The 22,160-nt window shown below is 74.7% G+C and carries 20 protein-coding genes and 1 pseudogene; 15 read left to right on the forward strand and 6 right to left on the reverse strand.

Going from position 1 to position 22,160, the window contains the following annotated elements:
• Window positions 1-9: 9 nt before the first annotated feature.
• Complete coding sequence (locus AC1UE4_RS13100) at window positions 10-2,739, reverse strand: ATP-binding protein (RefSeq protein WP_482917673.1); 2,730 nt, start codon at window positions 2,737-2,739, stop codon at window positions 10-12.
• A 79-nt stretch (window positions 2,740-2,818) separates the two neighbouring features.
• On the opposite strand from AC1UE4_RS13100, the gene AC1UE4_RS13105 reads away from it, so the two are divergent.
• The 8 genes from AC1UE4_RS13105 (at window position 2,819) to AC1UE4_RS13140 (ending at window position 11,732) form a co-directional block, all read left to right on the forward strand.
• Window positions 2,819-3,589, forward strand: coding sequence for a methyltransferase domain-containing protein (locus AC1UE4_RS13105; RefSeq protein ID WP_482917674.1), 771 nt, complete (start codon window positions 2,819-2,821; stop codon window positions 3,587-3,589).
• Window positions 3,590-3,693: 104 nt separating this feature from the next.
• Complete coding sequence (locus AC1UE4_RS13110; protein WP_482917675.1) at window positions 3,694-4,491, forward strand: hypothetical protein; 798 nt, start codon at window positions 3,694-3,696, stop codon at window positions 4,489-4,491.
• 160 nt (window positions 4,492-4,651) lie between these two features.
• Window positions 4,652-5,356 (forward strand): lytic transglycosylase domain-containing protein, encoded by a 705-nt coding sequence (locus tag AC1UE4_RS13115; RefSeq protein WP_482917676.1) that lies wholly within the window; start codon window positions 4,652-4,654, stop codon window positions 5,354-5,356.
• 4 nt (window positions 5,357-5,360) lie between these two features.
• On the forward strand, window positions 5,361-7,595 hold the full coding sequence (locus tag AC1UE4_RS13120; protein ID WP_482917677.1) for a molybdopterin oxidoreductase family protein: 2,235 nt from the start codon (window positions 5,361-5,363) through the stop codon (window positions 7,593-7,595).
• On the forward strand, window positions 7,541-8,233 hold the full coding sequence (locus AC1UE4_RS13125) for a hypothetical protein (RefSeq protein ID WP_482917678.1): 693 nt from the start codon (window positions 7,541-7,543) through the stop codon (window positions 8,231-8,233). Before AC1UE4_RS13120 ends, AC1UE4_RS13125 begins: the two co-directional genes overlap by 55 nt.
• Window positions 8,234-8,247: 14 nt before the next feature.
• Window positions 8,248-9,807, forward strand: coding sequence for a GGDEF domain-containing protein (locus tag AC1UE4_RS13130; RefSeq protein WP_482917679.1), 1,560 nt, complete (start codon window positions 8,248-8,250; stop codon window positions 9,805-9,807).
• 56 nt (window positions 9,808-9,863) lie between these two features.
• Complete coding sequence (locus AC1UE4_RS13135; protein WP_482917680.1) at window positions 9,864-10,265, forward strand: VOC family protein; 402 nt, start codon at window positions 9,864-9,866, stop codon at window positions 10,263-10,265.
• A 75-nt stretch (window positions 10,266-10,340) separates the two neighbouring features.
• Complete coding sequence (locus AC1UE4_RS13140) at window positions 10,341-11,732, forward strand: class II 3-deoxy-7-phosphoheptulonate synthase (protein WP_482917681.1); 1,392 nt, start codon at window positions 10,341-10,343, stop codon at window positions 11,730-11,732.
• On the opposite strand, the gene AC1UE4_RS13145 is transcribed toward AC1UE4_RS13140, so the two are convergent.
• On the reverse strand, window positions 11,725-12,195 hold the full coding sequence (locus tag AC1UE4_RS13145; RefSeq protein WP_482917682.1) for a DUF3224 domain-containing protein: 471 nt from the start codon (window positions 12,193-12,195) through the stop codon (window positions 11,725-11,727). The two genes, AC1UE4_RS13140 and AC1UE4_RS13145, sit on opposite strands and share 8 nt — an antisense overlap.
• Before the next feature lie 198 nt (window positions 12,196-12,393).
• Here AC1UE4_RS13145 and AC1UE4_RS13150 point away from each other — a divergent pair.
• Both AC1UE4_RS13150 and AC1UE4_RS13155 read left to right on the forward strand, forming a co-directional pair.
• Window positions 12,394-12,818 (forward strand): annotated as a pseudogene (locus AC1UE4_RS13150) (MFS transporter); the annotation flags it as partial.
• Between the two features lie 141 nt (window positions 12,819-12,959).
• Entirely contained in the window at window positions 12,960-13,535 is a 576-nt protein-coding gene (locus AC1UE4_RS13155) for an MFS transporter (RefSeq protein ID WP_482918242.1), read from the forward strand.
• On the opposite strand, the gene pcaD is transcribed toward AC1UE4_RS13155, so the two are convergent.
• Window positions 13,504-14,271: a 3-oxoadipate enol-lactonase gene (gene pcaD / locus AC1UE4_RS13160; protein WP_482917683.1), complete on the reverse strand. Its 768-nt coding sequence runs from the start codon at window positions 14,269-14,271 to the stop codon at window positions 13,504-13,506. The genes AC1UE4_RS13155 and pcaD overlap by 32 nt on opposite strands.
• Before the next feature lie 80 nt (window positions 14,272-14,351).
• Here pcaD and AC1UE4_RS13165 point away from each other — a divergent pair, with 80 nt between their 5' ends.
• The gene (locus AC1UE4_RS13165) at window positions 14,352-15,041 is read left to right on the forward strand and encodes a cobalamin B12-binding domain-containing protein (protein ID WP_482917684.1); all 690 of its coding nucleotides are present in this window, start codon (window positions 14,352-14,354) and stop codon (window positions 15,039-15,041) included.
• A 180-nt stretch (window positions 15,042-15,221) separates the two neighbouring features.
• Here AC1UE4_RS13165 and AC1UE4_RS13170 read toward each other — a convergent pair whose 3' ends face one another.
• Entirely contained in the window at window positions 15,222-17,138 is a 1,917-nt protein-coding gene (locus AC1UE4_RS13170; protein ID WP_482917685.1) for an alpha/beta fold hydrolase, read from the reverse strand.
• A 130-nt stretch (window positions 17,139-17,268) separates the two neighbouring features.
• Here AC1UE4_RS13170 and AC1UE4_RS13175 point away from each other — a divergent pair, with 130 nt between their 5' ends.
• Together AC1UE4_RS13175 and AC1UE4_RS13180 are read left to right on the forward strand one after the other, a co-directional pair.
• Window positions 17,269-18,414, forward strand: coding sequence for a sensor histidine kinase (locus tag AC1UE4_RS13175; protein WP_482917686.1), 1,146 nt, complete (start codon window positions 17,269-17,271; stop codon window positions 18,412-18,414).
• A complete protein-coding gene (locus AC1UE4_RS13180; protein WP_482917687.1) occupies window positions 18,411-19,064 on the forward strand; it encodes a response regulator in 654 nt (217 codons plus the stop codon). The genes AC1UE4_RS13175 and AC1UE4_RS13180 overlap by 4 nt, the downstream gene beginning before the upstream one ends.
• Window positions 19,065-19,069: 5 nt before the next feature.
• Here AC1UE4_RS13180 and AC1UE4_RS13185 read toward each other — a convergent pair whose 3' ends face one another.
• Both AC1UE4_RS13185 and AC1UE4_RS13190 read right to left on the reverse strand, forming a co-directional pair.
• Window positions 19,070-19,453, reverse strand: a complete 384-nt coding sequence (locus AC1UE4_RS13185) for a response regulator transcription factor (protein ID WP_482917688.1) — start codon at window positions 19,451-19,453, stop codon at window positions 19,070-19,072.
• Window positions 19,453-20,091, reverse strand: coding sequence for a hypothetical protein (locus AC1UE4_RS13190; protein WP_482917689.1), 639 nt, complete (start codon window positions 20,089-20,091; stop codon window positions 19,453-19,455). Before AC1UE4_RS13190 ends, AC1UE4_RS13185 begins: the two co-directional genes overlap by 1 nt.
• 127 nt (window positions 20,092-20,218) lie before the next feature.
• Between AC1UE4_RS13190 and AC1UE4_RS13195 the strand changes: the two genes are divergently transcribed.
• Both AC1UE4_RS13195 and AC1UE4_RS13200 read left to right on the forward strand, forming a co-directional pair.
• Complete coding sequence (locus AC1UE4_RS13195; RefSeq protein WP_482917690.1) at window positions 20,219-21,226, forward strand: hypothetical protein; 1,008 nt, start codon at window positions 20,219-20,221, stop codon at window positions 21,224-21,226.
• The gene (locus AC1UE4_RS13200; protein WP_482917691.1) at window positions 21,223-22,146 is read left to right on the forward strand and encodes an aldo/keto reductase; all 924 of its coding nucleotides are present in this window, start codon (window positions 21,223-21,225) and stop codon (window positions 22,144-22,146) included. Before AC1UE4_RS13195 ends, AC1UE4_RS13200 begins: the two co-directional genes overlap by 4 nt.
• Window positions 22,147-22,160 lie beyond the last annotated feature (14 nt).

A 22,160-nucleotide genomic window follows, 5' to 3' on the forward strand; every position in this document is an offset into this window, starting at 1 on the left:
CCTGTCTTTTCAGTCTCCGGGCGGCCCGGAGAAGCGCGTGGCGAGCTCCGCGCGCGACCGCACGCCGAGCTTCGCGTAGGCGCGCGTGAGATGGCCTTCGACCGTGTTGATCGAGACCACGAGCGTCTGCGCGATCGCCTTGTTCGACCGGCCCTCGGCCGCGAGCTCGACGACGCGGCGCTCCGCGGGCGTGAGCTGGTCGGGGTCGGTGCGCGGCCGGCGGCCCCCGACGCGCTCGAGCTCGGTGCGCGCCTGCTCCTCCCACCCCGGCGACCCGAGCGCCCTGAAGCGCCCGGCGGCGTCCTCGAGCGCTTCGCGGGCGGCCGCCCACCGGCGGGCCCGGCGCTCGGCCCGCCCCAGCGCGAGCACGGTGCGCGCGGCGTCGAAGCGGTGGTCGAGCGACAGCTGCTCGCGCGCGACCGCCCGCAGCTCGTCGGCCACGGCCTCGCCCTCGGCGGCCTTCAGCAGCGCGCGCGAGCGGCGGGCGGCGAGCCGTCCCCATGGGTGCTCCTGCTCCTCGGCGAGGCGGCCGAGGCGCTCGGTGACGACGCGCGCGCCCGCGAGGTCCTCCAGCTCGACGAGCGCCTCGACCAGCTCGGGGCCGACCGGGAAGACGCCCGGCTCGTCGACGCCCTCGTTCGTCACGCGCTGCCACGCCTCGCGCAGGTGCTCGACGGCGCGGCCCGGCTCGCGCGCGGCGAGCGCGGCGACGCCCCGCGCGCGCAGCACCTCGAGGCGGTCCCAGGTGATGCCGTTCGCCTCGATCATGACCATCGCCTCGGCGGCCGCGCGCTCCGTCTCCTCGCGGTCGCCGCGGCCGGCGGCGATGAGCGCCGCGACGCGCTCGCGCACCGGCGCGTAGACGCGGACCTCGTCGGTCAGCCACTGGTCGAGCGCCTCCTGCGCCGCGTCCCAGTCGCCGGCGCGCAGCTCGATCTCGGCGAGGTGCACGCCGACGACCACCATCCCCCACGCCTCGCCCTTCTCCAGCGCGTCGCGCAGCAGCGGCTGGAGCGCGTGGCGGGCGGCCTGCAGCTCGCCGCGCCAGGCCAGGCGGATCGCCGCGATGCGGTCCAGCGACACCCAGATGTGGCCGACCCGGCTCCCGCTCTCGGCGGCGCGCTCGACGAGGTCGTCGATCGGCAGCCCGCGCAGGCCGCGAGTCCAGGCCAGCGCGCGCAGCGCCACGCGCTCGACGTCCGTCCCGGGCTCGGTGGCGGCGAGCGCGTCCTCGGCGAGCTGCTGTGCGATCGCGAGCCGCTCCACCGCGGCGACGGCCATGACGGTCGCCATGTCGGCGAGGGCGGGCGCCGCGAGGACGGGGTCGCCGCCCGCCTCCTCGAACGCGCGCTGGACCCGTGCGATGTGCTGCGCGACGGAGTTCGTGTGGCCGCCCTCGTTGAGCAGCAGGTGCGCGCGGACGCGCAGCTCGCCGCGCGGCAGCGTCGGCAGCTCGGCCTCGAGCAGCTCGGTCAGCCGGTCGTCGTGGCCGGCGTGCAGCAGGTGCTCGCCGAGCGCCAGCACGCGACCGGCGCGCGCGTGGGAGCCCGGCGGCGTGAGGCGCAGCGCGTGCTCTGCGAGGTCGGCCGCGTCCTGGAACGCGCCGCGGGCGGAGGCCCGCGCCGCCGCCTGCTCGACGCGCGCGGCGAGCGCCTCGTCGGGGCGCTCGGCGGCGCGCGCGAGGTGGTAGGCCGCGCGGACGTCGTCGATCGCCGCCTCGCCGAGCGTCAGGTGCATCGCGCGCTGCTCCTCGCCCGAGGCGGCGCCGATCGCGGCGGCGCCGAGCAGCGGGTGTGCGAGCCGCACGCGCTCGCCGTCGAGCACCACGGCGCCGCTGTCGAGCGCGGCGAGGATGGCCGGCTCGTCCGCGACGTGGCGCAGCTCGGCGCGGCGCAGGAACCCGAGCGCCGCGGCGAGGACGACGCGGCGGACCTCGGGCGGCAGCGTCGCGAGCCGCTCGCCGACGAGCTCGTCGACCACCGCCGGGACGACGAGCGCCTCGCCGACCGCCGGCACGCCGCGCTCCTGCAGCATCCGGCCGACCTCGAGCGCGAAGAGCGGGTTGCCGCCCGACGCGGCCATGACGTCGGCGAGCACGTGGCGCGGCACGTCGAGGCCGAGGCGGTCGGCGATGAGCCGCCGGATCGCGGAGGCCTCGAGCGCGCCGACGTCGATCCGCTCGGTGGCGACGGGCAGGGCCGCGCCGCCGTCCTCGCCGGCGCGCTCGGCCAGCAGGAGCAGCACCTCCGGGCCCGTGGCCAGCCGGCGCGCGGCGAACCCGATGGCGTCGGCGGACGCGCTGTCGAGCCACTGGACGTCGTCGATCGCGACGAGCAGCGGCTGGCGGGCGGCAGCCGCGCGCAGGACGCCGAGCAGCGCGATGCCGACGGCGCGCAGCTCGGGCGGGTCGGCGCCGGGCTCGGCCTCCAGCAGCGCGACGTCGAGCGCGCGGCGCTGCGGCTCGGGCAGGTCGTCGAACAGCGAGCGGTCGACGTCCTCGAGCAGGTCGTGCAGCGTCACGAACGACAGCCGTGTCTCGGCGCCGCTGACGCGCGCGCCGAGCACGTGGCGTCCGGCCGCCCGCGCCGCCTCGACGCCCGCCTCCCACAGCGTCGTCTTGCCCGCGCCCGCCTCGCCGGCGAGCACGAGCGCGCCGCCGCGCCCGTTCCCCTCGACGAACCGCGTGATCGTGCCGAGCTCCGCCTCGCGGCCGATGATCGGAGCTCCTCCGGGTGCCACGTGCCGACCCAACCACAGCGCAAAGACGACGGCAACCCGCCGTAGCCATCGGGGTGGGGCCGGACGTAGCGTCGCCGCCATGACCACCACCCGTCTCGAGGAGCTCGACCGCGACGAGCTCGACCGCAAGATCACCGCGATGTACCGCGACGTCGCGAGCGGCACCGCCACCGGCCTGCACTTCCCCACCGGCCGCCCGCTGGCCGAGGCGCTCGGCTACTCCGCCGAGCTGCTCGACGCGCTCCCGCAGGAGGCCGTCCGCTCTTTCGCCGGCGTCGGCCATCACCTCGACCTCGCCGAGCTGCGGGTGGGCGAGCGCGTGCTCGACCTCGGCAGCGGCTCGGGGATGGACGCGTTCGCGGCGGCCGTGAAGGTCGGGACGCGCGGCGCCGTCGTCGGCGTCGACATCACGCCCGAGCAGCTCGCCAACGCGCGCCGGCTGAGCCCCGGCGGGCACGTGGGCTTCGTCGAGTCGCGCATCGAGCGGCTGCCGTTCCCCGGCGCCTCGTTCGACGTCGTCATCTCCAACGGCGTCGTCAACCTCTCGCCCGACAAGCGCGCCGTCTTCGCCGAGGCCGCCCGCGTCCTGCGCCGCGGCGGGCGCCTCGCGCTCTCGGACATCGTCACCGAGCGCCCTATCGCGCTTCGCACCGCCGCGCAGCCCGATCTCTGGGCCGCCTGCATCGCCGGCGCCGGCCAGCGCGACACCTACCTCGACGACCTCGCCGCGGCCGGCCTGCGGCTCGAGGCGATCCGCGAGAACTCGTACGACTTCGCCAGCGACCGCGCGCGCAAGACGAGCGAGAAGTACGGCGCCCACAGCATCTCGCTCCTCGCCATCAAGGCGTGACGCCCGGGAGCCCCTCTGGCGCGTCACCGCCAGCGCGGCGGACGGTGCGTCCGGACTGACGGCGGATCGCTTCAGGCTCACGAGGCTCCGCCGATGTCCGGCCCATGCCGCTTCGCAACATCACGTGCGCGGCGGTGCTCTCGTGCACCGTCCTCGCGCTTCCCGGAACCGCTTCCGCCCACGGCCGCCCCTGGTCCGGCCATCACCGCCACGCCGACGCGCTGCCGTCGCGCGTCGCCCAGCCGCTTCAGCGCACGCAGCGCTCGCTCGCACGCGTCGAGGAGCGCATCGACGACGGTGAGACCGCCCGCGCCGTCAGCACGCTGAACGCCACCCGCCGCAACCTCGCCGCCGCCGTCCGCGCGGCCAAGCGCCGGCTGGACGGCAACCACGGCCCCGCCGTCGCGACGGCCGTCGTGCGCGTCCAGCACGACGTGATCCTCGAGGTCGCCGGCCTCTACGACGGCCAGGACGGCGATGTGGTCGACGCCCTGAACACGACGCTCACCGCCGCGCTCGACGGCCGTGACCAGATCGGCGGCGGCGTCTCCGCCCTCGGCGAGGACGACCTCGCCGACTTCGAGGGCTTCCTCACGCAGGTCGACGACGACGCCGACGAGGAGCTCGGCGACCTCCAGGAGGTCCGCGAGGACGACCAGGTCAGCGCCGCCGCCGACGCCGCGCTCGCCGAGGCCCTGAAGCGCATCGCCGCCACGCAGGAAGCGGCCCAGTCGCGCCTCGAGACCCTCTGGGACCAGGACGACGAGGACACCGCCGACGATGACGCCGGCGACGGCGACACGGACGCCGCTGCCGACGCGCCGGCGCTCCCCTCGTTCGTCTTCGGCGACGACGACGCGTCCGATGACGACCGCGGCCATGGCCGCTGGGGCCGGAGCTAGCCGCAACGCCCCCGACGCCCTCGGCCCCGGCCGAGGGCGTCCCCTCCCCGCCTCATCCCCCGCGCCCGACGCCCCTGATCTCGGCTGATCGTCCAGATCAGGGGCCGGTCTCGGCCCGACCGCTCATGACTCGCGGTCAGGCTCCGATGGCCTGGTTGTCGTGACCCTCCGCTTCCCCACCGCTCTTCTCCTCTCCCTGCTCGCCTTCGCCGCCGCTCCGGCCGCAGCGAGCGCCTCGTCCACCTACGACGCGTGGGACCAGGCCGCGCAGGAGGAGGCCGCCGACCACGCGATCGGCGTCCCGTCGCCGACCGAGGTCGAGCAGGACGACGAGGAGGGCGGCGACCCGTGGTGGATGGGCGCCGACGAGCCCGCGACCGTCGAGACGACGCCGCGGCCGGCCAAGAGGCGCACGCCGAAGCCGCCGAAGCGCCCGGCGCCGCAGCGCACGACGTCCGGCCGCGCAGCGAACGTCCCGTACGGCGCGCTCATCGCCTCCACCGCCCGCCGCAACGGCCTCTCGGTCGCCCTCTTCACCGCCCTCGTCTGGCAGGAGTCGCGCTACAACGCGCGGGCCAAGAGCCCGGCGGGGGCGCGGGGCCTGACCCAGCTCATGCCCGCCACCGCCCGCGGCCTGGGCGTCCGCAACTCGTTCGACCCCGCGCAGAACCTCTCCGGCGGCGCGCGGTACCTCAAGGCGCAGCTCGTGCGGTTCCGCAGCACGCGGCTCGCGCTCGCCGCCTACAACGCGGGCCCCAACGCGGTCGCCCGTTACGGCGGTGTGCCGCCGTACGCCGAGACGCAGGCGTACGTGCGGAACATCACGTCGTTCGCCGCACGGCTGCGGCGGATGGGCGTACGCTGACCGGGTGACGGACACGGTCCATCGGGTCTGCACGCTGTGCGAGGCCCACTGCGGCATCCGCGTCGAGGTCGAGGACGCGCGCGTCGTACGCATCACGGGCGATCCCGACGACGTCATGTCGAAGGGCTACATCTGCCCGAAGGCCGCCGCGCTCGCGGATCTCCAGGCCGACCCCGACCGGCTGCGCACGCCGGTCAAGCGCATCGGCAACGCGTTCGTGCCGATCGCCTGGGACGAGGCGCTGACGCTGGCCGCCGACGGGCTCAAGCGCGTCCGCGCGGCGCACGGCAAGGACGCGATCGCCACCTACCTCGGCAACCCCGGCGCCCACTCGTCGTCCGTCATCGCCGCGGCCGTGCTGCGCAAGCTCATCGGCTCACGCAACAACTACTCCGCCACGTCCGCCGACCAGCTGCCCCAGCACCGCGTCTCGCACGAGGTCCTCGGGCACTTCGCGCTCTTCCCGATCCCCGACGTCGACCGCACCGACCACATGCTCGTGATCGGCGCGAACCCGGCGGTGTCGAACGGGTCGCTCATGACCGCGCCGGGCGCGCGGCACCGGCTCAAGGCGATCCGCGAGCGCGGCGGCACGGTCGTCGTCATCGACCCGCGGCGCACCGAGACGGTCAAGCACGCGTCCGAGCACGTTCAGGTCCGCCCCGGCGGCGATCCCTGGCTGCTGCTCGGGATGCTCCACACGATCTTCGACGAGGGCCTCGACGACCTCGGCCGGCTTGCGGGCCACACCGACGGGCTCGGCGACCTGCGCGCGCTCGTCGCCGCGTGGCCGCCCCGCCGCGCCGCGCCCCACGCCGGCGTCGACGCCCGCACGATCAAGCGCCTCGCGCGCGAGTTCGCCACGGCGCCGAGCGCCGTCGCGTACGGCCGCGTCGGCGTCTGCCAGCAGGAGACCGGGACGCTCACGCACTGGCTCATCGATGTGCTCAACGCGGTGACCGGCAACTTCGACCGGCCGGGCGGCGCGATGTTCCCGCAGCCCGCGGTCGACGCGCTGCCGCTGCTCGACCTGCTGCTCGGCGGCACCCGGACGTGGGAGCGCGAGCCGCAGCGCGTCAGCGGCCTGCCCGGCTACCTCGACGAGCTGCCGGTCGCGGGCCTCGCCGACGAGATCCTCACGCCGGGCAAGGGCCAGGTCCGCGGGATGGTGGTCTACGCGGGCAACCCGGTGCTGTCGGCGCCCGGCGGCGCGCGCCTGGACGAGGCGATGGCGCAGCTCGACTTCCTCGTGTCGGTCGACATGTACGTGACCGAGACGAGCCGCCACGCCGACGTCATCCTGCCGCCGGTCGCGCAGCTCGAGCGGTCCGACGTCGACGTCGTGTTCCCGCTCGTCGGGGTGCGCAACTTCGTCCGCTACAACCCGGCCGCACTGCCCGCGCCGGAGGACGGCAAGACCGACTGGCAGATCCTCATGGCGCTCGCCGCCCGGATCGGCCACGGCGTCCTCGGCGAGGCGCGCAACCGCGCGCTGCGCGCGGTCGTCGGCCTCGCGACGGCGGAGCGGCTCGTCGACGTGGGCCTGCGCACCGGGCCGTACGGGCTGCTCAAGCGCGGGCCGCTGCGCGGCCTGACGATGGGCAAGGTCAAGGCGGCCGAGCACGGCGTCGACCTCGGCCCGCTCGAGCCGCGCCTGCCCGGCGCCCTGCGCACGAAAGACAAGCGCGTGCAGCTCGCGCCGCCCGCGTTCGTCGCCGAGGCGAACCGGCTCGAGGAGCTCGCCGCCGGGCGCGACGCCGCGATGGGCGACGGCTTCGACCTCACGCTCATCGGCCGCCGCCAGCTGCGGTCGAACAACTCGTGGCTGCACAACAGCCCGCGGCTGATGAAGGGCGACGACCGCTGCACGGCGCTGCTGCACCCCGACGACGCCGCCGCGCGCGGCCTCGAGGACGGCCAGCGCGTGCGCGTGACCTCGGCCGTCGGCAGCATCGAGGTGCCGCTCGAGGTCAGCGACGAGATGCGCGCCGGCGTCGTCTCGATCCCCCACGGCTTCGGCCACCACCGCGCCGGCGTCGGCTGGTCGCGCGCGGCGGCCAAGGCCGGCGCGAGCGTCAACGACATCACCGACCCGTCCGTCGTCGACCGCCTCACCGGCAACGCCGCCTACAACGCCGTCCAGGTCCGTGTCACCTCCGCCCCGGCCGCCGGTAGGGTCGGCGCATGCTCCACGCCGTCCGTCCGCTCCTCGCCCCCGCTCTCGCCTGCGCAGCCCTGATGGTCACCGCCGCCGGCGCGTGGGCGGCGCCCGTCGTCACGCTCGACCGCGGCTGCTACGCGCACCTGCCGGGCAAGGGGTCCGAGCCGATCATCGCGACGATCACGGGCGGCACGCCGAACGCCGACTTCATCCTCACCGCCAACGGCCGCAACGGCGCGGTCGGCTCGACGGCGGGGACGTTCGACCTCGACGGCAACGCGACCGCGCAGATCGACGGCGTGACGATGCCCTCGGGCTCGATCAACCCGTCCAAGGGCGAGTCGCTGCAGTTCACGATCCAGGACTTCGGCGGCGACGGCGCGGAGGTACCGGTCGCGACGGCGAAGGTGACGAACATCGCGATCACCATCGCCGCCAAGCCCGTCAACCCGCGCAAGCCGCGCCTCATCCGCGCCTCGGCCGGCCGCGCGTTCGCCGGCAAGACGCTCTACGGGTTCATCACGAAGCAGGGCTCGTCGAAGGTCCTCAGGCGCTTCCGCGTCGGGCGCGCGAACGCGTGCGGCTTCATCTCGCGGCGCGCCGTCGTCGCCCCGCGCACCCGCACGCCGGGCAACTACGTCTTCTACGTCAACGCCGGGCCGCGGCTCAGCAAGCCGAACGCGCTCGCCTTCACCTTCCGCATCTTCCGGTTCTGATGGCGTCCACGGGCATGGAGCCCGACCTCACGGCGATCGACCGTGAGCTGGCCGACGCGCGCGACGGCCACTGGGAGGACCCCGCGGCGGCGTGGGCCGCGGCGGCGCGGGCGCTCGAGCACGCGCGCGCGGGCGACCTCGAGCCCTTGCGGGCGAGGGCGCTCGCGCTGCAGGGCATCGTCACGCTCAACCGGGGCGACCTGGCGGGCGCGTTCCGGCTCGCCGCGGCGGCGGACGAGAGCGCGCAGCGCGGCGACGACCGCGGGGCGCAGCTCGAGGTGGCGGCGTTCGAGGCGCAGCTCAGCTTCTTCGCGGGCGCGTACACCGAGGCGCTGCGGTACGCGACGCGGGCGATCGCGCTGTCGGACGAGCTGGGCGACACCCGGCTGCGGGTCTTCGCGCGCCGCGCGGCCTGCCTCGTGCTCGGCAACCTCGAGGCGCCGGGCTGGATCGCGGAGCTTGACCGCCTCATCGACCTCAGCGAGGAGCTCGGCGACCGCTGGCAGGAGGCGCTGTCGCGCAACGACCGCGCGCACCACCTCATGGTCTCCGGCGACCCGGCCGGGGCCGACGCCGAGCTGGACCGCGCGCTCGAGCTGCTCGACGCGGTCGACGGCTCCACCCGCCTGGGCGAGGCGGTCGTCCACTGCACGCGGGCGGAGCTGCGGCTGCGCACGGGCCGCCACGCCGACGCGCTCGCCGAGGCCGAGGACGCGCTGCGCCACCTGCTGTCCATGGACCGGCCGAACCCGTACGTGTTCGGGATGACGGTGCGCATCGAGGTGCAGGCGCTGCTCGCGCTCGGCCGGCCGCACGACGCGCAGCAGTCCGGCGCCCGCGCGCTCGAACGCCTCGGCGACCACCTCCCGCAGGCGCGCAGCATGATCCTCGAGACCGTCGCCACCGCGCTGCGCGAGGCCGGCCACCTCGAGGAGGCGTACGAGGCGCTGGCGCAGGGCGCCGCGCTCGAGCGCCAGGTCCTGCGCGAGCTGACCGAGCTGCAGGTCGGCTTCGAGCGCGCGACGCAGGAGGCGAAGGCCGCCCGCGACCGCGTCGACGCGCTGGCGGCGAAGAACCGCGAGCTCGAGGAGGTGCTGATCCGCGACCCGCTCACCGGGCTGCACAACCGGCGCCACCTGCTCGCCCGCCTCGAGGAGCTGCGCGCCGATCCGCCGGCCGCGCCGTTCAGCGTCGCGGTGTTCGACCTCGACCGCTTCAAGGCGATCAACGACGCCTACGGCCACCGCGGCGGCGACCAGGTGCTCGCCCGCGTCGGCGTGATGCTCGCCGCGGTGGTCCGCGCGACCGACACCGTCGCGCGGTCGGGCGGCGAGGAGTTCGTGCTGCTCATGCCCGACACGGACGCCGGCGCGGCGCACACGGTGTGCGAGCGGCTCCTGGGGATGCTGCGCGACGAGCAGTGGCTGCGTCTCGGCACCGACCTCCGCGTGACCGCCAGCGCGGGCATCGCGACGGCGACGCCGGGCGAGGCGGTCGATGGCGACGCGCTGCTCGAGCAGGCCGACCGGCGGCTCTACGAGGCCAAGCGCGCCGGCCGCGATCGCGTCGTGTGAGGAGGGAGAATCCCCCTGTGCGATGAGTTCGGCGGAGTGCGATGGTCTACGTCGGCATGAGCGATCTCACGCATTCCCCCACCACCGTCACGAACATCGGCGTCACGATGTTCGCGGTCAACGACGTCGACGCGGCGCTGGCCTTCTACACCGAGAAGCTCGGCTACGAGGTCCGGGCCGACGTGCGGTTCGGGCCCGAGGGCGAGAACCGCTGGCTCGAGGTGGCGCCGCCCGGCTCGACTGCCCGCGTCGCGCTGAACGAGCCGATGGGCGGCGAGGCCGGCGGCGGCTCGATCGGCGTCGAGACGTCGGACGTGCGCGGCGAGCACGAGCGCCTGAAGGCGCTCGGCGTGGACGTCGACGACCTCATGGAGATGCCCGGCGCGCCGCTGATGTTCGGCAGCCGCGACCCCGACGGCAACCACATCTGGGTCGTCGAGACCCCGCCCTCCGCGTAGCGACCCTCGTCATAGGCCGGCGGGCGTTCGCCCGCCGGCCACCCCTACCGGGCCCGGCCTTCTAGCTTTCGAAGCATGAACTGGACGGTCGACGTGCCCGTGGCGGCGCTCCCCGAGCTCCCTCCGCTGCCGCCCGCGCTCGCTGCGGCGCTCGGCGACGCGCTCTCGCGCCCGGCCGCGCAGCAGCCTGCGTGGCCCGATCCGGAGTACACGGGCCGCGTCCGCGCGCTGCTCGAGAGCGTCCCGCCCGTGACCGTTCCCACCGAGGTCGACCGGCTCCAGGCGCGGCTCGGCGAGGTCGCGCGCGGCGAGGCGTTCCTGCTCCAGGGCGGCGACTGCGCGGAGACCTTCGTCGACAACACCGAGGAGCACCTGCGCGGCACGATCCGCACGCTGCTGCAGATGGCGGTCGTCCTGACCTACGGCACGTCGATGCCGGTGGTCAAGCTCGGCCGCATCGCCGGCCAGTACGCGAAGCCGCGCAGCTCCGACACCGACGCCGCCGGACTGCCGTCGTACCGCGGCGACATGGTCAACGCGCTCGAGCCGACGATCGAGGCGCGCACGCCCGACCCCGGCCGGCTGCTGCGCGCCTACGCGAACGCGGCGGCGGCGATGAACCTCGCTCGCGCGATCACGGGCGCCGGCCTCGCCGACCTGCACCACCTGCACGAGTGGAACATGGACTTCGTCGCACGGTCCAACGCGGGCGAGCGGTACGAGCGCGTGGCCGCCGAGATCGACCGCAGCCTGCGCTTCATGTCGGCGTGCGGCGTCGACGACAGCTCGCTGCGGACGGTCGAGCTGTACGCGAGCCACGAGATGCTCGTCCTCGACTACGAGCGCGCGCTGCTGCGCCTCGAGGAGGAGCGGCTCTACCTGCTCTCCGCCCACCAGCTGTGGATCGGCGACCGCACCCGCCAGCTCGACGGCGCCCACGTGGCGCTGGCGGCGCTGCTCGCGAACCCCATCGGCGTGAAGATCGGGCCGTCGACGACGCCCGAGCAGGCGGTCGACCTCGTCCGGCGGCTCGACCCGTCGCGCATCGACGGGCGCGTGACGCTCGTCTCGCGGATGGGCAACGAGGCGGTGCGCGACAAGCTCCCGCCGATCATCGAGGCCGTCACCCGGACCGAGCACAAGGTCGTCTGGCAGTGCGACCCGATGCACGGCAACACCGAGGAGTCGCCGAGCGGCCACAAGACCCGCCACTTCGACCGCGTCATGGACGAGGTCGAGGGCTTCTTCGAGGTCCATCAGCAGCTCGGCACGCACCCCGGCGGGATCCACGTCGAGCACACCGGCGAGGACGTCACCGAGTGCCTCGGCGGGGCGCAGATGATCTCGCACAGCGAGCTGGGCTCGCGGTACGAGACCGCCTGCGACCCCCGGCTCAACACGCAGCAGTCCCTCGAGCTGGCGTTCCTCGTCGTCGAGATGCTGCGGCGGACGAGCGGAACTAGGTGAACCAGATCCTCCCCGTGTAGTCGAAGACGCCGGTGTCGGCGTTGAAGCTGTAGTTGATCTTCCCGTGGACGCCGGCCAGCTCGCCGGTGCCGCGCTGGATCGAGATCACGCCCTCGGTGGCGTTGCCGTGGAACACGTAGATGATCGTGCCCTCGCGGTCGTCGAGCGTGCCGGTGAAGACGCCGGTGCCGTACTGCGTCGTGGCACCGTTGCCGTGGGTGATCGAGGTGAAGTGCTCCACGGCCGGGCCGACGAGGTCGCCGTCGAGGGCGACGTCCGCGACGGCGCGGAGCACGTTGTTCCCGCCACTGTCCGTGTCGGAGAGGGTCGTGATGCCGACAACCGAGATCGTGCCCGAGACGGCTTCGCCTCGCGCCGCCGGTGCAGCGAGCGGTGACGCGGCGACCGCGCACAGCATCAGCGCGGACAGGACGAGGACGACGAGCGAACGCGAACGGCGCATGGGGTGACCTCCCCTTCGTTGCAGTGCGGGGCGACGGTACGCCCGCTCACGCGCGATCGAGCTTGACGACTCATCCCGCTCTGGTGGAAGCGACAACGCGTCCGGCGCGCCCGATGCGGGAAGGCGGTGGTCGTGGACTCGGGCCGTCAGCGCGCGTTGGCGCTTCTGTGCGTCGCGCAGTTCATCGACGTCCTCGGCGTGACGGTCGTCGTCGTCGCGCTCCCGTCGCTGACGCGGGACCTCGGGGGCGGCGACGGGCAGTGGGTCGTCACGGCGTACGCGCTGTGCTTCGGCGGGCTGCTGCTCGCCGGCGGCCGGGCGGCGGACCTCCTCGGCCGGCGCCGCGTCTTCGCGGGCGGGCTGGCGCTGTTCGCCGCCGCGTCGCTGGCGTGCGGCCTCGCGGGGTCGCTCGGCGCGCTCGTCGCGGGACGGCCGTCCAGGGCGTCGCCGCCGCGCTCGTCGTCCCCGCCGCCCTGTCGCTGCTGACGACGATCTTCCCGGCCGGTCCCGAGCGCGAGCGCGCGGTCGGCGTCTGGACCGCCGCGGCGGCCGGCGGTGGGGCGCTCGGGTTCTTCGCGGGCGGCGTGATCACGGACGTGCTCGGGTGGCGGTGGGTGTTCCTCGTGAACGTGCCGATCGCCGTCGCGGCGCTCGCGGCGACCCCGCTCGTCCTGCCGGCGGCCGCGGCGGTCCGCCGCGGGGCGCTGCTCCCGCTGAGCGTGCTCCGCTCGCCGGTGCTGGCCGGCGCGACGGCGACCGCGTTCGTGCTGACGGCGACGACGAGCGCGGCCGCGGTCATCACGACGTCGTGGGCACAGGACAGCCACGACCTCTCGCCCGCGGCGACCGGGCTCCTCCTCTCGCCGTTCAGCGTCGCCGTCGTCGCCGGGTCGCTCCTCGGGCCGCGCGTGCTCGCCCGCACCGGCCCGCGCGTCCTCGCGGCCGCGGCGCTCGTCGCGATCGCCGCTGCGATGGTCCTCGCGCTCGGCCTCTCGCTCGGCCTCGTCCTCGCGTGGCTGGTCCTCGCCGGCGCAGCCCTCGGCGCCGCGTCGGTCGCCGCCACCTCGGCCGGCACCGCCGCGGCGAGCTCCGCCGATCAGGGCCTCGTCTCCGGCCTCCTCAACACCGCCGCGCAGCTCGGCACCGCCATCGGCGTCGCCACCCTCGTCGCCCTCGCCGACGCGCACGGCCCCCGCACCGGCTTCCTCGCCGCCGCCGCCGTTGCCCTCGCGGGCGCCGCCGCAGCCGCGACCCTCCTCCCTCAGCGCAGCACGTCGTCCGGGCGCTCCGCGGCGCCGGAGACGCGGCTCACGCGAAGTGGTCGAGGAGGAGCGCGTTGACGTCGGCGGCGCGCTCGAGGCTGACGACGTGCGCGCCGGGGTCGAGGATCTCGAGGCGGGCGCCGGGGATGCCGGCGGCGATGCGCTCGGCGTGCTCGGGCGGCGTCGACTCGTCCTGCGCGGCGCCGACGACGAGCGTCGGCGCGGTGATCCGCCCCAGCTCCTCCCGGACGTCGAACGCGGCGAGCGCGTCGCAGCACGCGGCGTAGCCCTCCGCCGGGCTGGCCAGCAGGTGCTCGCGCAACAGCGCCGCGTCCTCCGGGTGCGCCTCCGCGTACGCCGGCGTCAGCCAGCGCCCGAGGATCGCGTCGGCCAGCGGGGCGGTCGAGCCGGCCTCGCGGACGACGCGCGCGCGGTCGTGCCACACCGACGGCGGCCCGAGGTGCGGTGTGGTGCAGAGCAGCGCCAGGCGATCGATGCGGTCGGCGGCGTGGACGCCGAGCCATTGGCCGATCATCCCGCCCATCGACAGCCCGGCGTAGTGCGCACGCTCGATGCCGCGGTCGTCGAGCACCCGCACGACGTCGGCCCCGAGCTCCTCGACCGTGTACGGCCCCGGCGGCTCCGGCGACGCGCCGTGGCCGCGGTGGTCGAAGGCGAGCACGCGGTGGCGCTCGGCCAGCGCGCCGAGCTGCGGCTGCCACATCCGGTGCGTGGCCCCGAGCGAGCTGCCGAGCAGCACCGCGGGCGCGTCGGGCGGACCGAGCTCGGCGACGTGCAGAGCGACGCTTCGCATTGAACCCGAGGATCCCGGGTCGCTCGCCATCCGGCGTCCCGAGGCGTAGGCTCGGCATCGAGGGGTTCGGAGGCACCGGCGTGCACCCGTTCGGCGACAACGACGCGGACATCCGCGAGCCAGACCTCGCGGAGCGTCTTCAGCGCGCGTACGCCGACGCGGTGCTCCAGGGCGACGGGCTGCTTGCCGAGCACATCGTCGCCGAGGCGATCGACGCGGGCCTCGAAGAGGCGACCATCGATGACCGCATCATCCGCCCGGCCCTCGTGCTCGTCGGCGACCTGTGGGAGAAGGGCGAGCTGTCGATCGCGCAGGAGCACCTCGCGACGTCGATCTCGATGCGCGTGATCACGCTGCAGCGCGACGCGTTCCGGCTCGCACGCCAGCGCGCGTCCGAGCGCGTCCTGCTCGCGTGCCTCCAGGGCGAGCAGCACGCCGTCGGCCTCAACATGGCCGCCAGCCTGCTGCTGCACGCCGGCTACGACGTCCGCATGCTCGGCCCCGACGTGCCGGTCCATGAGGTCGGCGCCGCGGTTGCCATGCACCGGCCCACCGTGGTCGGTCTCAGCACCACGCACGCCTGCTCGGCGGTCTACATGGAGGAGACGCTGGACGCGATCCGCGCGGTGGCGCCCCACATCGGGATCGTCGCCGGCGGCGCGGCGGCCGACTACCAGTGGGACGTGACGTACGACGTGACCGTGTGCCACCACGTCTCCGACGCGCTCCCCTCCGTCGACGCGATCGTGCGCCGGGCTTCCCGCAACTAGCGAACGTCTCTGCGGAGAAGTACGGAAGACAGGCGCGAGCGGTGCGTTGCACCCTTCGCTGCATGTCCGCCACTCAGTGGAGCCTCTCGCATCGCGCGAGCGATCAGCGCCACGAGCGCCGCATCGCGCAGGTGCGCGCGGCGCTCCGCGACCGTGCGGAGCGCCTGCGCGACCATCCGCCTACCGTGCGACAAGCGGCAGGTTCGCCGCCGCCACCGCGGCGGGCACCGCGGTGAAGACGCCGAGCAGCGGGCCGCCCGCCTCGTAGCCGAGCCACGCACCGGCGAGCGCGCTCGCCGCGAGCGGCAGCACCGTGCGCCACCGAACGCCCGGCACCGCGCACGCCAGCGCGAGCGCGACCGGCACGCCGACCGCGAGCACGACGACCAGCGGGGCGTCGACCGGGACGTCGGGGAACGCGATCATCGCGACCAGCGCGACCGCGGCCCAGCCGCCGAGCCCGACGAGCGCGGCGACGACGGACCGCACGAGGGCGGCGGGCACGCTGCCGAAGCGCCGGCCGCTGCGCACCCGTGCCCCCAGCCACAGCAGCAGGGCGACGGCGAGCAGGGCGAGCCCCAGCAGCGAGCCGGCGACGATCTTCGCGACCATCGGCTGCGTCGTCCGCGGCGACATGTCGGCGCGCCGCGGCACGTAGGCCGAGTCGTCGACGACGCCGCGATCGAGGAACGCCGTCACGAGGCGCGTGCCCGCCGCCGTCTGCTCGTTCCAGAAGTCGGTCGTGTGGCCGAAGCCGTCGAGCACCACCTGGTGTCCGTTCGGCAGGTGCCGCAGGAGGTCGCGCGTGTCGCCGGTCAGCGGTGTCGCGCCGTCGAGCGTCCCGCTGACGAGCAGCGTCTCGGCGTCCGACGTGCGCACCCGCGCGTACGCGTCGTCGTCGTGGTTGACCGGCCAGCCGCGCAGCAGGCGGCCGCCCGCCCACTGGAACCGGTTGACCGGATCGCCCAGCGGCGAACCGGCGCTCGCCGCGAAGTGCCGCTGCGCCGCCGCGAGGTCGGCGCGGCCGATCGACGCGGCGTCGCCCCACACCATCGCGCGCGGGAAGAGCAGCTGGGCGGCGAACGACTGGAACCACAGGCCGCTCGCGTCGCCGCGCTCGACCGATCGCCAGGTGCCGAGCGTCATCGGCGCCGAGACCGGATCCGCGGCGCCCGACGTCTCCATGAGACCGAACGCGGAGGCGAGCTGCACGTTGCCGCGGCGGATCGGGAACGGCCCCCAGCGCTCGGGCATGTCGGCGTCGACGCGGCGCATCGACGCCGCGAAACCGCCGGACGGCCTGGTGCAGTCGGCATCGGCGGCGCACAGCGCGTCGAAGCGCCCGAGCTGTGCCGTCGTGTCGGCCGGGTCGAAGACCAAGCGGCCGGGCGGGTTGACGCCGATCATCACCGACCGCCGGACGCTGCCGGGATGCCGCCAGGCGAACACCATCGCGGTGCGCGTGCCGGCGCTCTCGCTCAGCAGGTCGATGCGCCCGTAGCCGAACGCGCGCCGCGCGTCCTCGAGGTCGTCGGCGCGCTCCGCGACCGAGTAGCCGCCGAGGTCGGCGCCGTCGTCCTGCAGCCGGCTCGCGCACGCCCCGTACGCCCGGGCCGACGCGGCGAGCGAGCGCTGCGACAGCAGGTCGCCCGACGTCCGCCGCGCGTCCTCGACCTCCGGGCAGTCGAGCACGCTCGAACCGTCGACGCCGCGGTAGCCGACCATGACGACGTCGCGGCCGCCGGCGAACCGGTCCGCGTACGGGAAGGACATGTTCGTGATGCCCGGCCCGCCCTCGAGGCGGAACACCGGCGCGGCCGGATGGTCCGACTGCGCGCGGATGCGCTTGACGGGCAGCGCGATGAGCCGCGACCGCGGGTCCTGGCGGTTCTCGCGGACGACGAGCGTCCCGCAGTCGGCCTTCAGGCCGTCGACCTCGCAGGCCGAGAGCGTCAGCTGGCCGGCCCGTGCACCGGCGGGGACGTGGACGCGATCGTCGTCGCGTGCGAGGCGCACGAGCCCGAGGGAGAGCGCGACGGCGGCGATGGCCGCGAGCGCGGCGATCCGGGAGGGCGTGAAGCGGCGCGAGGAGATCATGGGCCCACGCTCCCGCGCCGAGCCCGCGCCGTCGTCGTCGCACGAGCCCGATCGACTCCCACTCCATGAGGAGATGCGAATCGTCCCGTGGTAGGAGGCGGAGCCCGCGGGACTCGATTACGGTCGGTCCGTGACTCTCCTCCGCCGACACTGGGCCGACGCGCTGCTCGTGCTCGTCGCGATCGAGGTGGCGATCGAGGTCGGGACGCGCGACGACGGCGACGTCAGCGCGTGGATCGCGGCGCCGCTGATGACGCTCACCGTGCTGGCGCTGCTCGCACGGCGACGCGTGCCGTTCGCCGCCCCCGCCGCGCTGTGGGTGATCGCGGTCGCGGTCTCGTTCTTCGACGGCGAGCTCGTCGTCGACTCCGCGGGGCTCTACGTGACGGGGCTCGTCTCGGCGTTCCTGCTCGGCAGCCTGCGCGATCCGGCGCAGGGGCGCGCGGGCCTGGCGCTCATCGTCGTGTGCTCACCGATCCTCATGGCGAACAACCCGGACGCGGGCACGTCCGACGTCCTCCTGCTGCCGTTCGTCTTCGCGGTCGCGTGGGTGGCCGGCTGGACGCAGCGCAGTCGCGGCCTGCAGGCCGAGGCGGCGGAGGAGCGCGCCGCGTCCGCCGAGCGCGAGCGCGAGGCCGCCGCCCGGCTCGCCGTCGCGGAGGAGCGCGCCCGCATCGCCCGCGAGCTGCACGACGTCGTCGCCCACTCGCTGAGCGTCATGGTGCTGCAGATCGGCGCCGTGCGGCACCGGCTGCCGGACGACCGCGAGGAGGATGCCGAGGCGCTCAAGGCGGTCGAGCAGACGGGCCGCTCCGCGCTGGGCGAGATGCGCCGCCTGCTCGGCGCGATGCGGCGCGACGACGAGGCGCCCGAGCTGGCGCCGCAGCCGGGCCTCGGGGCGCTCGACCCGCTGCTCGCGCGCGTGCGCGCCGCCGGCCTGCCGGTGCGCCTGCAGGTCCACGGCGACCCGGTCGCGCTGCCCGAGGGCATCGACCTGTCGGCCTACCGGATCGTGCAGGAGGGCCTCACGAACGCGCTCAAGCACGCCCATGCCGGCGAGGCGGAGGTGACGATCACCTACGGCGACGACGACCTGCGCATCGAGGTGCGCGACGACGGCGACGGCCCGCCGGCGAACGGGGACGGCCTCGGCCACGGGCTCGTCGGCATCGGCGAGCGCGTGAAGATCTACGGCGGCGCGATGACCGCGGCGCCAGCGGCGGGCGGCGGGTTCGTGTTGCGCACGCGGCTCCCGCTCGAGAAGGTCCCCGCGTGACGATCTCGGTGCTGGTCGCCGACGACCAGTCGATGGTGCGCGCGGGGTTCCGGATGCTGCTCGGCGGCGAGCCGGACCTCGAGGTCGTCGCCGAGGCCGGCACCGGCGAGGAGGCGATCCACCAGGCCGCGAAGTTCCGCCCGGCGGTGATCCTCATGGACATCCGGATGCCGCAGCTCGACGGGCTCGAGGCGACGCGGCGGATCATCGCCGCCGACCCCGCCGCGCGGATCCTCATCCTCACGACGTTCGACCTCGACGAGTACGTCTACGAGGCGCTCCGCGCGGGCGCCAGCGGCTTCGTCCTCAAGGACGACCCGCCGGAGCAGCTGCTCGCCGCCGTGCGCACCGTCGCCGCCGGCGACGCGCTGCTCTCGCCCGCCGTCACCAAGCGCGTCATCCGCCAGTTCACCCGCCGCGCCCGCGCCGAGGTCCCGCCCGGCGTCGACGAGCTGACCACCCGCGAGCGCGACATCTTCCGCCTCGTCGCCGACGGCCTCTCGAACCCCGAGATCGCCGAGCAGCTCTTCATCAGCGAGACGACCGTCAAGACGCACGTCTCGCACCTCTTCCAGAAGCTCGGCGTCCGCGACCGCGTCCAGGCGGTCGTGCTCGCCCACCAGGCCGGGTTGTTCGACGACGCGGCCTGACGCCGTCAGGAGGAGCGCGCCGTCATGGCGGCCGCCCGGCGGATCGCCGCGGTGATGACCTCCTCCGGCTCCCCCTTCTCCAGGTACGCCGCGGTCTGCGCGCGCAGCTCGCTGTGACGCATCTTCTCCTCGGGGAACCCGGAGAGCACGATGATCCGCGCGTCCGGCGCGACCTCCTGCAGGTGCGGGATCGCCTCCCACCCGTCCATCACGGGCATCGCGAGATCGAGCATCACGACGTCCGGCTGCAGGTCGGCGGCCAGCGTCACCGCGACCTCGCCGTTCGGCGCCTCACCCACCACCTCGAGGTCCTCGTGCGTCTCGAGCAGGTAGCGCAGCATCAGCCGGAACGGCATGTAGTCGTCGGCGATGAGGACGCGGATGGCCATCAGCGCCGACTGTAGGGGTCGACGTAGACGTCGTCGACCCGCCACGTGGAGCCGGGCGAGGGCGTGAAGACGAACTGCGCATCGGCGGTCTTCTCGTCGGCGTTCAGCGGGTCCGCCATCGTCTCCTTCACCGCGACGAGCGCGTTGGTCAGCAATGGCGTGGGCGCTGTCAGCTCCCAGCTCGGCGCCAGGCTCGTGAGCGTCGTGAAGGGCACGGTGTACGTCTGGTCATCGATGCCGACGTAGCGCAGCGACACCGTCAAGGACGCCATCGGATCGAGGCTCGTCCGCCGCACCGCGAAGCGTGTCGTCGGGCTCGTCACGCCGATGCACATCGCCGGCGAGACCACGTCCGCCGCGGAAGTGATCTCCAGCGACGACCGGTCCTTCACGCCGCCGATCCCGAAGGGGTCGTTCTCGGTGACGCGCGTGCCCCCGGACCACGCCGACTTCTCGAAATCGCCGCCCGGCGCGAGGTAGTACGACGCGGGATCGAGGGCGAAGGGCTGCGTCAGCTTCGTCGGGCAGCTCGACTTCGACCCTGACGGCGGCGAGGTCGGCTTGGCGGCGAACGCGGTGGACGTGCAGGCGAAGACGGCGAGCGCGGACGCGATCGCCACGGAACGGAGGTGGGGCATGTGTGAGAGCTCGGCAGCCGGCGGGACGGGTACGGCGGGATGGGCTCTCCGGGACGAGTGAGGTTGGCACCTGGGCGCCAGCTCGTCAAGACCGAACCCGCACGCCCGTTCGAGTACGTTGGTTCCCATGGCCAGCGTCGCGCCGTCGCCGGTCGAGCACGAGATCGACGACCTCCTGGGCCAGTTCGCCCCGCGTCTCTCCACGCCCCTGAGCCGTCGCGAGCTCCTCGCCGAGGGCGCGATCGCCGCCATCTTCGTCGTCGCCTGCATCGTCGTCGCGCTGCTCGTCCACTCCGAGACCGACTGGTCGACGCCCGTGGCGATCGTCCTCGTGGTGGCCTTCGCGGCATCCCGGCGCGTCGAGTTCCAGGCGGGCGCCGGCTTCACCGCGCCGAGCGAGCTGGTCTTCGTCCCGATGCTCTTCGCCCTCCCGATCGAGACCGTCCCGTTGCTCGTCGCCGCGGGCAACGTCCTCGGCCAAGCGCCCGACTTCGTCACCGGGCGCCGCCAGCCGCACAAGGCGCTGCTCGCGGTCAACGACGCCTGGTACGCGCTCGGCCCGGTCGCGGTCCTCGCCGCGACGGGCGCGCAGCACGCCGACTGGGGCGACTGGCCGCTGTACGTCCTCGCGCTCGGCTCGCAGTTCGCGGTCGACTTCGGCGCGGCGTCCGCGCGCGAGTGGTTCGCCGTCCGGACCCGGCCGGCCACGCTGCTGCGCGTCCTCCCGTGGGTGTGGCTCGTCGACGCGCTGCTCGCGCCGATCGGCCTGCTCGCCGCGTTCGCCGGTGAGACGTGGGACTACGCGTTCCTGCTCGTCACCCCGCTGCCTCTCGTGCTCGGCGTGTTCGCCACCGAGCGCCAGCGGCGGCTCGCGCAGGCGATCGAGCTGCGTGCCGCGCGGGCGGACATCGACCGGCGGGACCTCCTGCGCCTGGAGGCGCTCGAGATCAACGACAACGTCGTCCAGCACCTCGTCGTCGCCCACTACCTGCTCGAGCGCGGCGAGGTCGAGCAGGCGCGCGAGCTCGTCGACCAGAGCCTCGCGGAGGGCAAGCGGATCATCGGCGACCTGCTGGAGGACGTCGAGCCGGGGGCGATGCGCAGGCGCGAGGCGGCGGGTAGGCCCCGCGGATGACCCGGCTCGGACGCACGGACCTCGACGTCTTCCCCCTCTGCCTCGGCGGCAACGTGTTCGGCTGGACCGCCGACGAGGAGCAGTCGCGCGCCGTCCTCGACGCCTTCGCCGAGGCGGGCGGCAACTTCATCGACACCGCGAACTCGTACCTCGTCGAGCACGGCCAGTCGGAGGAGATCCTCGGCCGCTGGCTCGCCGACCGCGGCACCCGCGACCGGATCGTGCTGGCGACGAAGGTCGGCGGCGGACGGGGCGCATGGCGCAACCTCCGGCCCGAGACGATCGAGCACGAGGCGCGGGCCTCGCTCGAGCGCCTGCAGACCGACACGATCGACCTCTACTACGCGCACTTCGACGACGAGGAGACGCCGCTCGAGGACACGCTGCGCGCGTTCGACGCGCTCGTCCGCGACGGCTCAGTGCGGCACGTCGCCGCGTCGAACTACCGCCCCGAGCGCCTGCGCCGCGCGCTGGAGCTGCAGCGCGAGCTCGGCCTCGCCGAGTTCACCGTGCTCCAGCCGCACTACAACCTCGTCGAGCGCGACTTCGAGGACACGCTGCTGCCTGTCGCGCGCGAGTTCGACCTCGCCGTCCTGCCGTACTTCGCGCTCGCCAAGGGCTTCCTCACGGGCAAGTACCGCGCCGGCGCCGACGCGGTCGACTCGCCGCGCGCCGAGGGCGCGAGCGCGTACCTCGACCGCGGCGCCGGCGTGCTCGAGGCGCTCGAGGAGATCGCCGGCGCGCACGGCACGACGATGGCCGCCGTGGCACTCGCCTGGCTGCGCGCACGCCCGCAGGTCGTCGCGCCGATCGCCAGCGCCCGGACGACCGAGCAGCTCGCGCAGATCCTGCCCTCGGCGACGCTCGAGCTCGAGCCCGCCGAGGTGGAGCGACTGTCGGAAGCCCTCAAGGCCGCCTGACTCAGGGTCGCCGC

The organism is Parviterribacter kavangonensis (assembly GCF_056863335.1).

What these genes read in the sequence shown, in the direction of transcription:
- AC1UE4_RS13105 (WP_482917674.1), top strand. Translation starts at nt 2,819, where the DNA reads ATGACCACCACCCGTCTCGAGGAGCTCGACCGCGACGAGCTCGACCGC.
- AC1UE4_RS13110 (WP_482917675.1), top strand. Translation starts at nt 3,694, where the DNA reads ATGCCGCTTCGCAACATCACGTGCGCGGCGGTGCTCTCGTGCACCGTC.
- AC1UE4_RS13125 (WP_482917678.1), top strand. Translation starts at nt 7,541, where the DNA reads ATGCTCCACGCCGTCCGTCCGCTCCTCGCCCCCGCTCTCGCCTGCGCA.
- AC1UE4_RS13130 (WP_482917679.1), top strand. Translation starts at nt 8,248, where the DNA reads ATGGAGCCCGACCTCACGGCGATCGACCGTGAGCTGGCCGACGCGCGC.
- AC1UE4_RS13135 (WP_482917680.1), top strand. Translation starts at nt 9,864, where the DNA reads ATGAGCGATCTCACGCATTCCCCCACCACCGTCACGAACATCGGCGTC.
- AC1UE4_RS13140 (WP_482917681.1), top strand. Translation starts at nt 10,341, where the DNA reads ATGAACTGGACGGTCGACGTGCCCGTGGCGGCGCTCCCCGAGCTCCCT.
- AC1UE4_RS13145 (WP_482917682.1), bottom strand. Translation starts at nt 12,195, where the DNA reads ATGCGCCGTTCGCGTTCGCTCGTCGTCCTCGTCCTGTCCGCGCTGATG.
- pcaD (WP_482917683.1), bottom strand. Translation starts at nt 14,271, where the DNA reads ATGCGAAGCGTCGCTCTGCACGTCGCCGAGCTCGGTCCGCCCGACGCG.
- AC1UE4_RS13170 (WP_482917685.1), bottom strand. Translation starts at nt 17,138, where the DNA reads ATGATCTCCTCGCGCCGCTTCACGCCCTCCCGGATCGCCGCGCTCGCG.
- AC1UE4_RS13185 (WP_482917688.1), bottom strand. Translation starts at nt 19,453, where the DNA reads ATGGCCATCCGCGTCCTCATCGCCGACGACTACATGCCGTTCCGGCTG.
- AC1UE4_RS13190 (WP_482917689.1), bottom strand. Translation starts at nt 20,091, where the DNA reads ATGCCCCACCTCCGTTCCGTGGCGATCGCGTCCGCGCTCGCCGTCTTC.
- AC1UE4_RS13195 (WP_482917690.1), top strand. Translation starts at nt 20,219, where the DNA reads ATGGCCAGCGTCGCGCCGTCGCCGGTCGAGCACGAGATCGACGACCTC.
- AC1UE4_RS13200 (WP_482917691.1), top strand. Translation starts at nt 21,223, where the DNA reads ATGACCCGGCTCGGACGCACGGACCTCGACGTCTTCCCCCTCTGCCTC.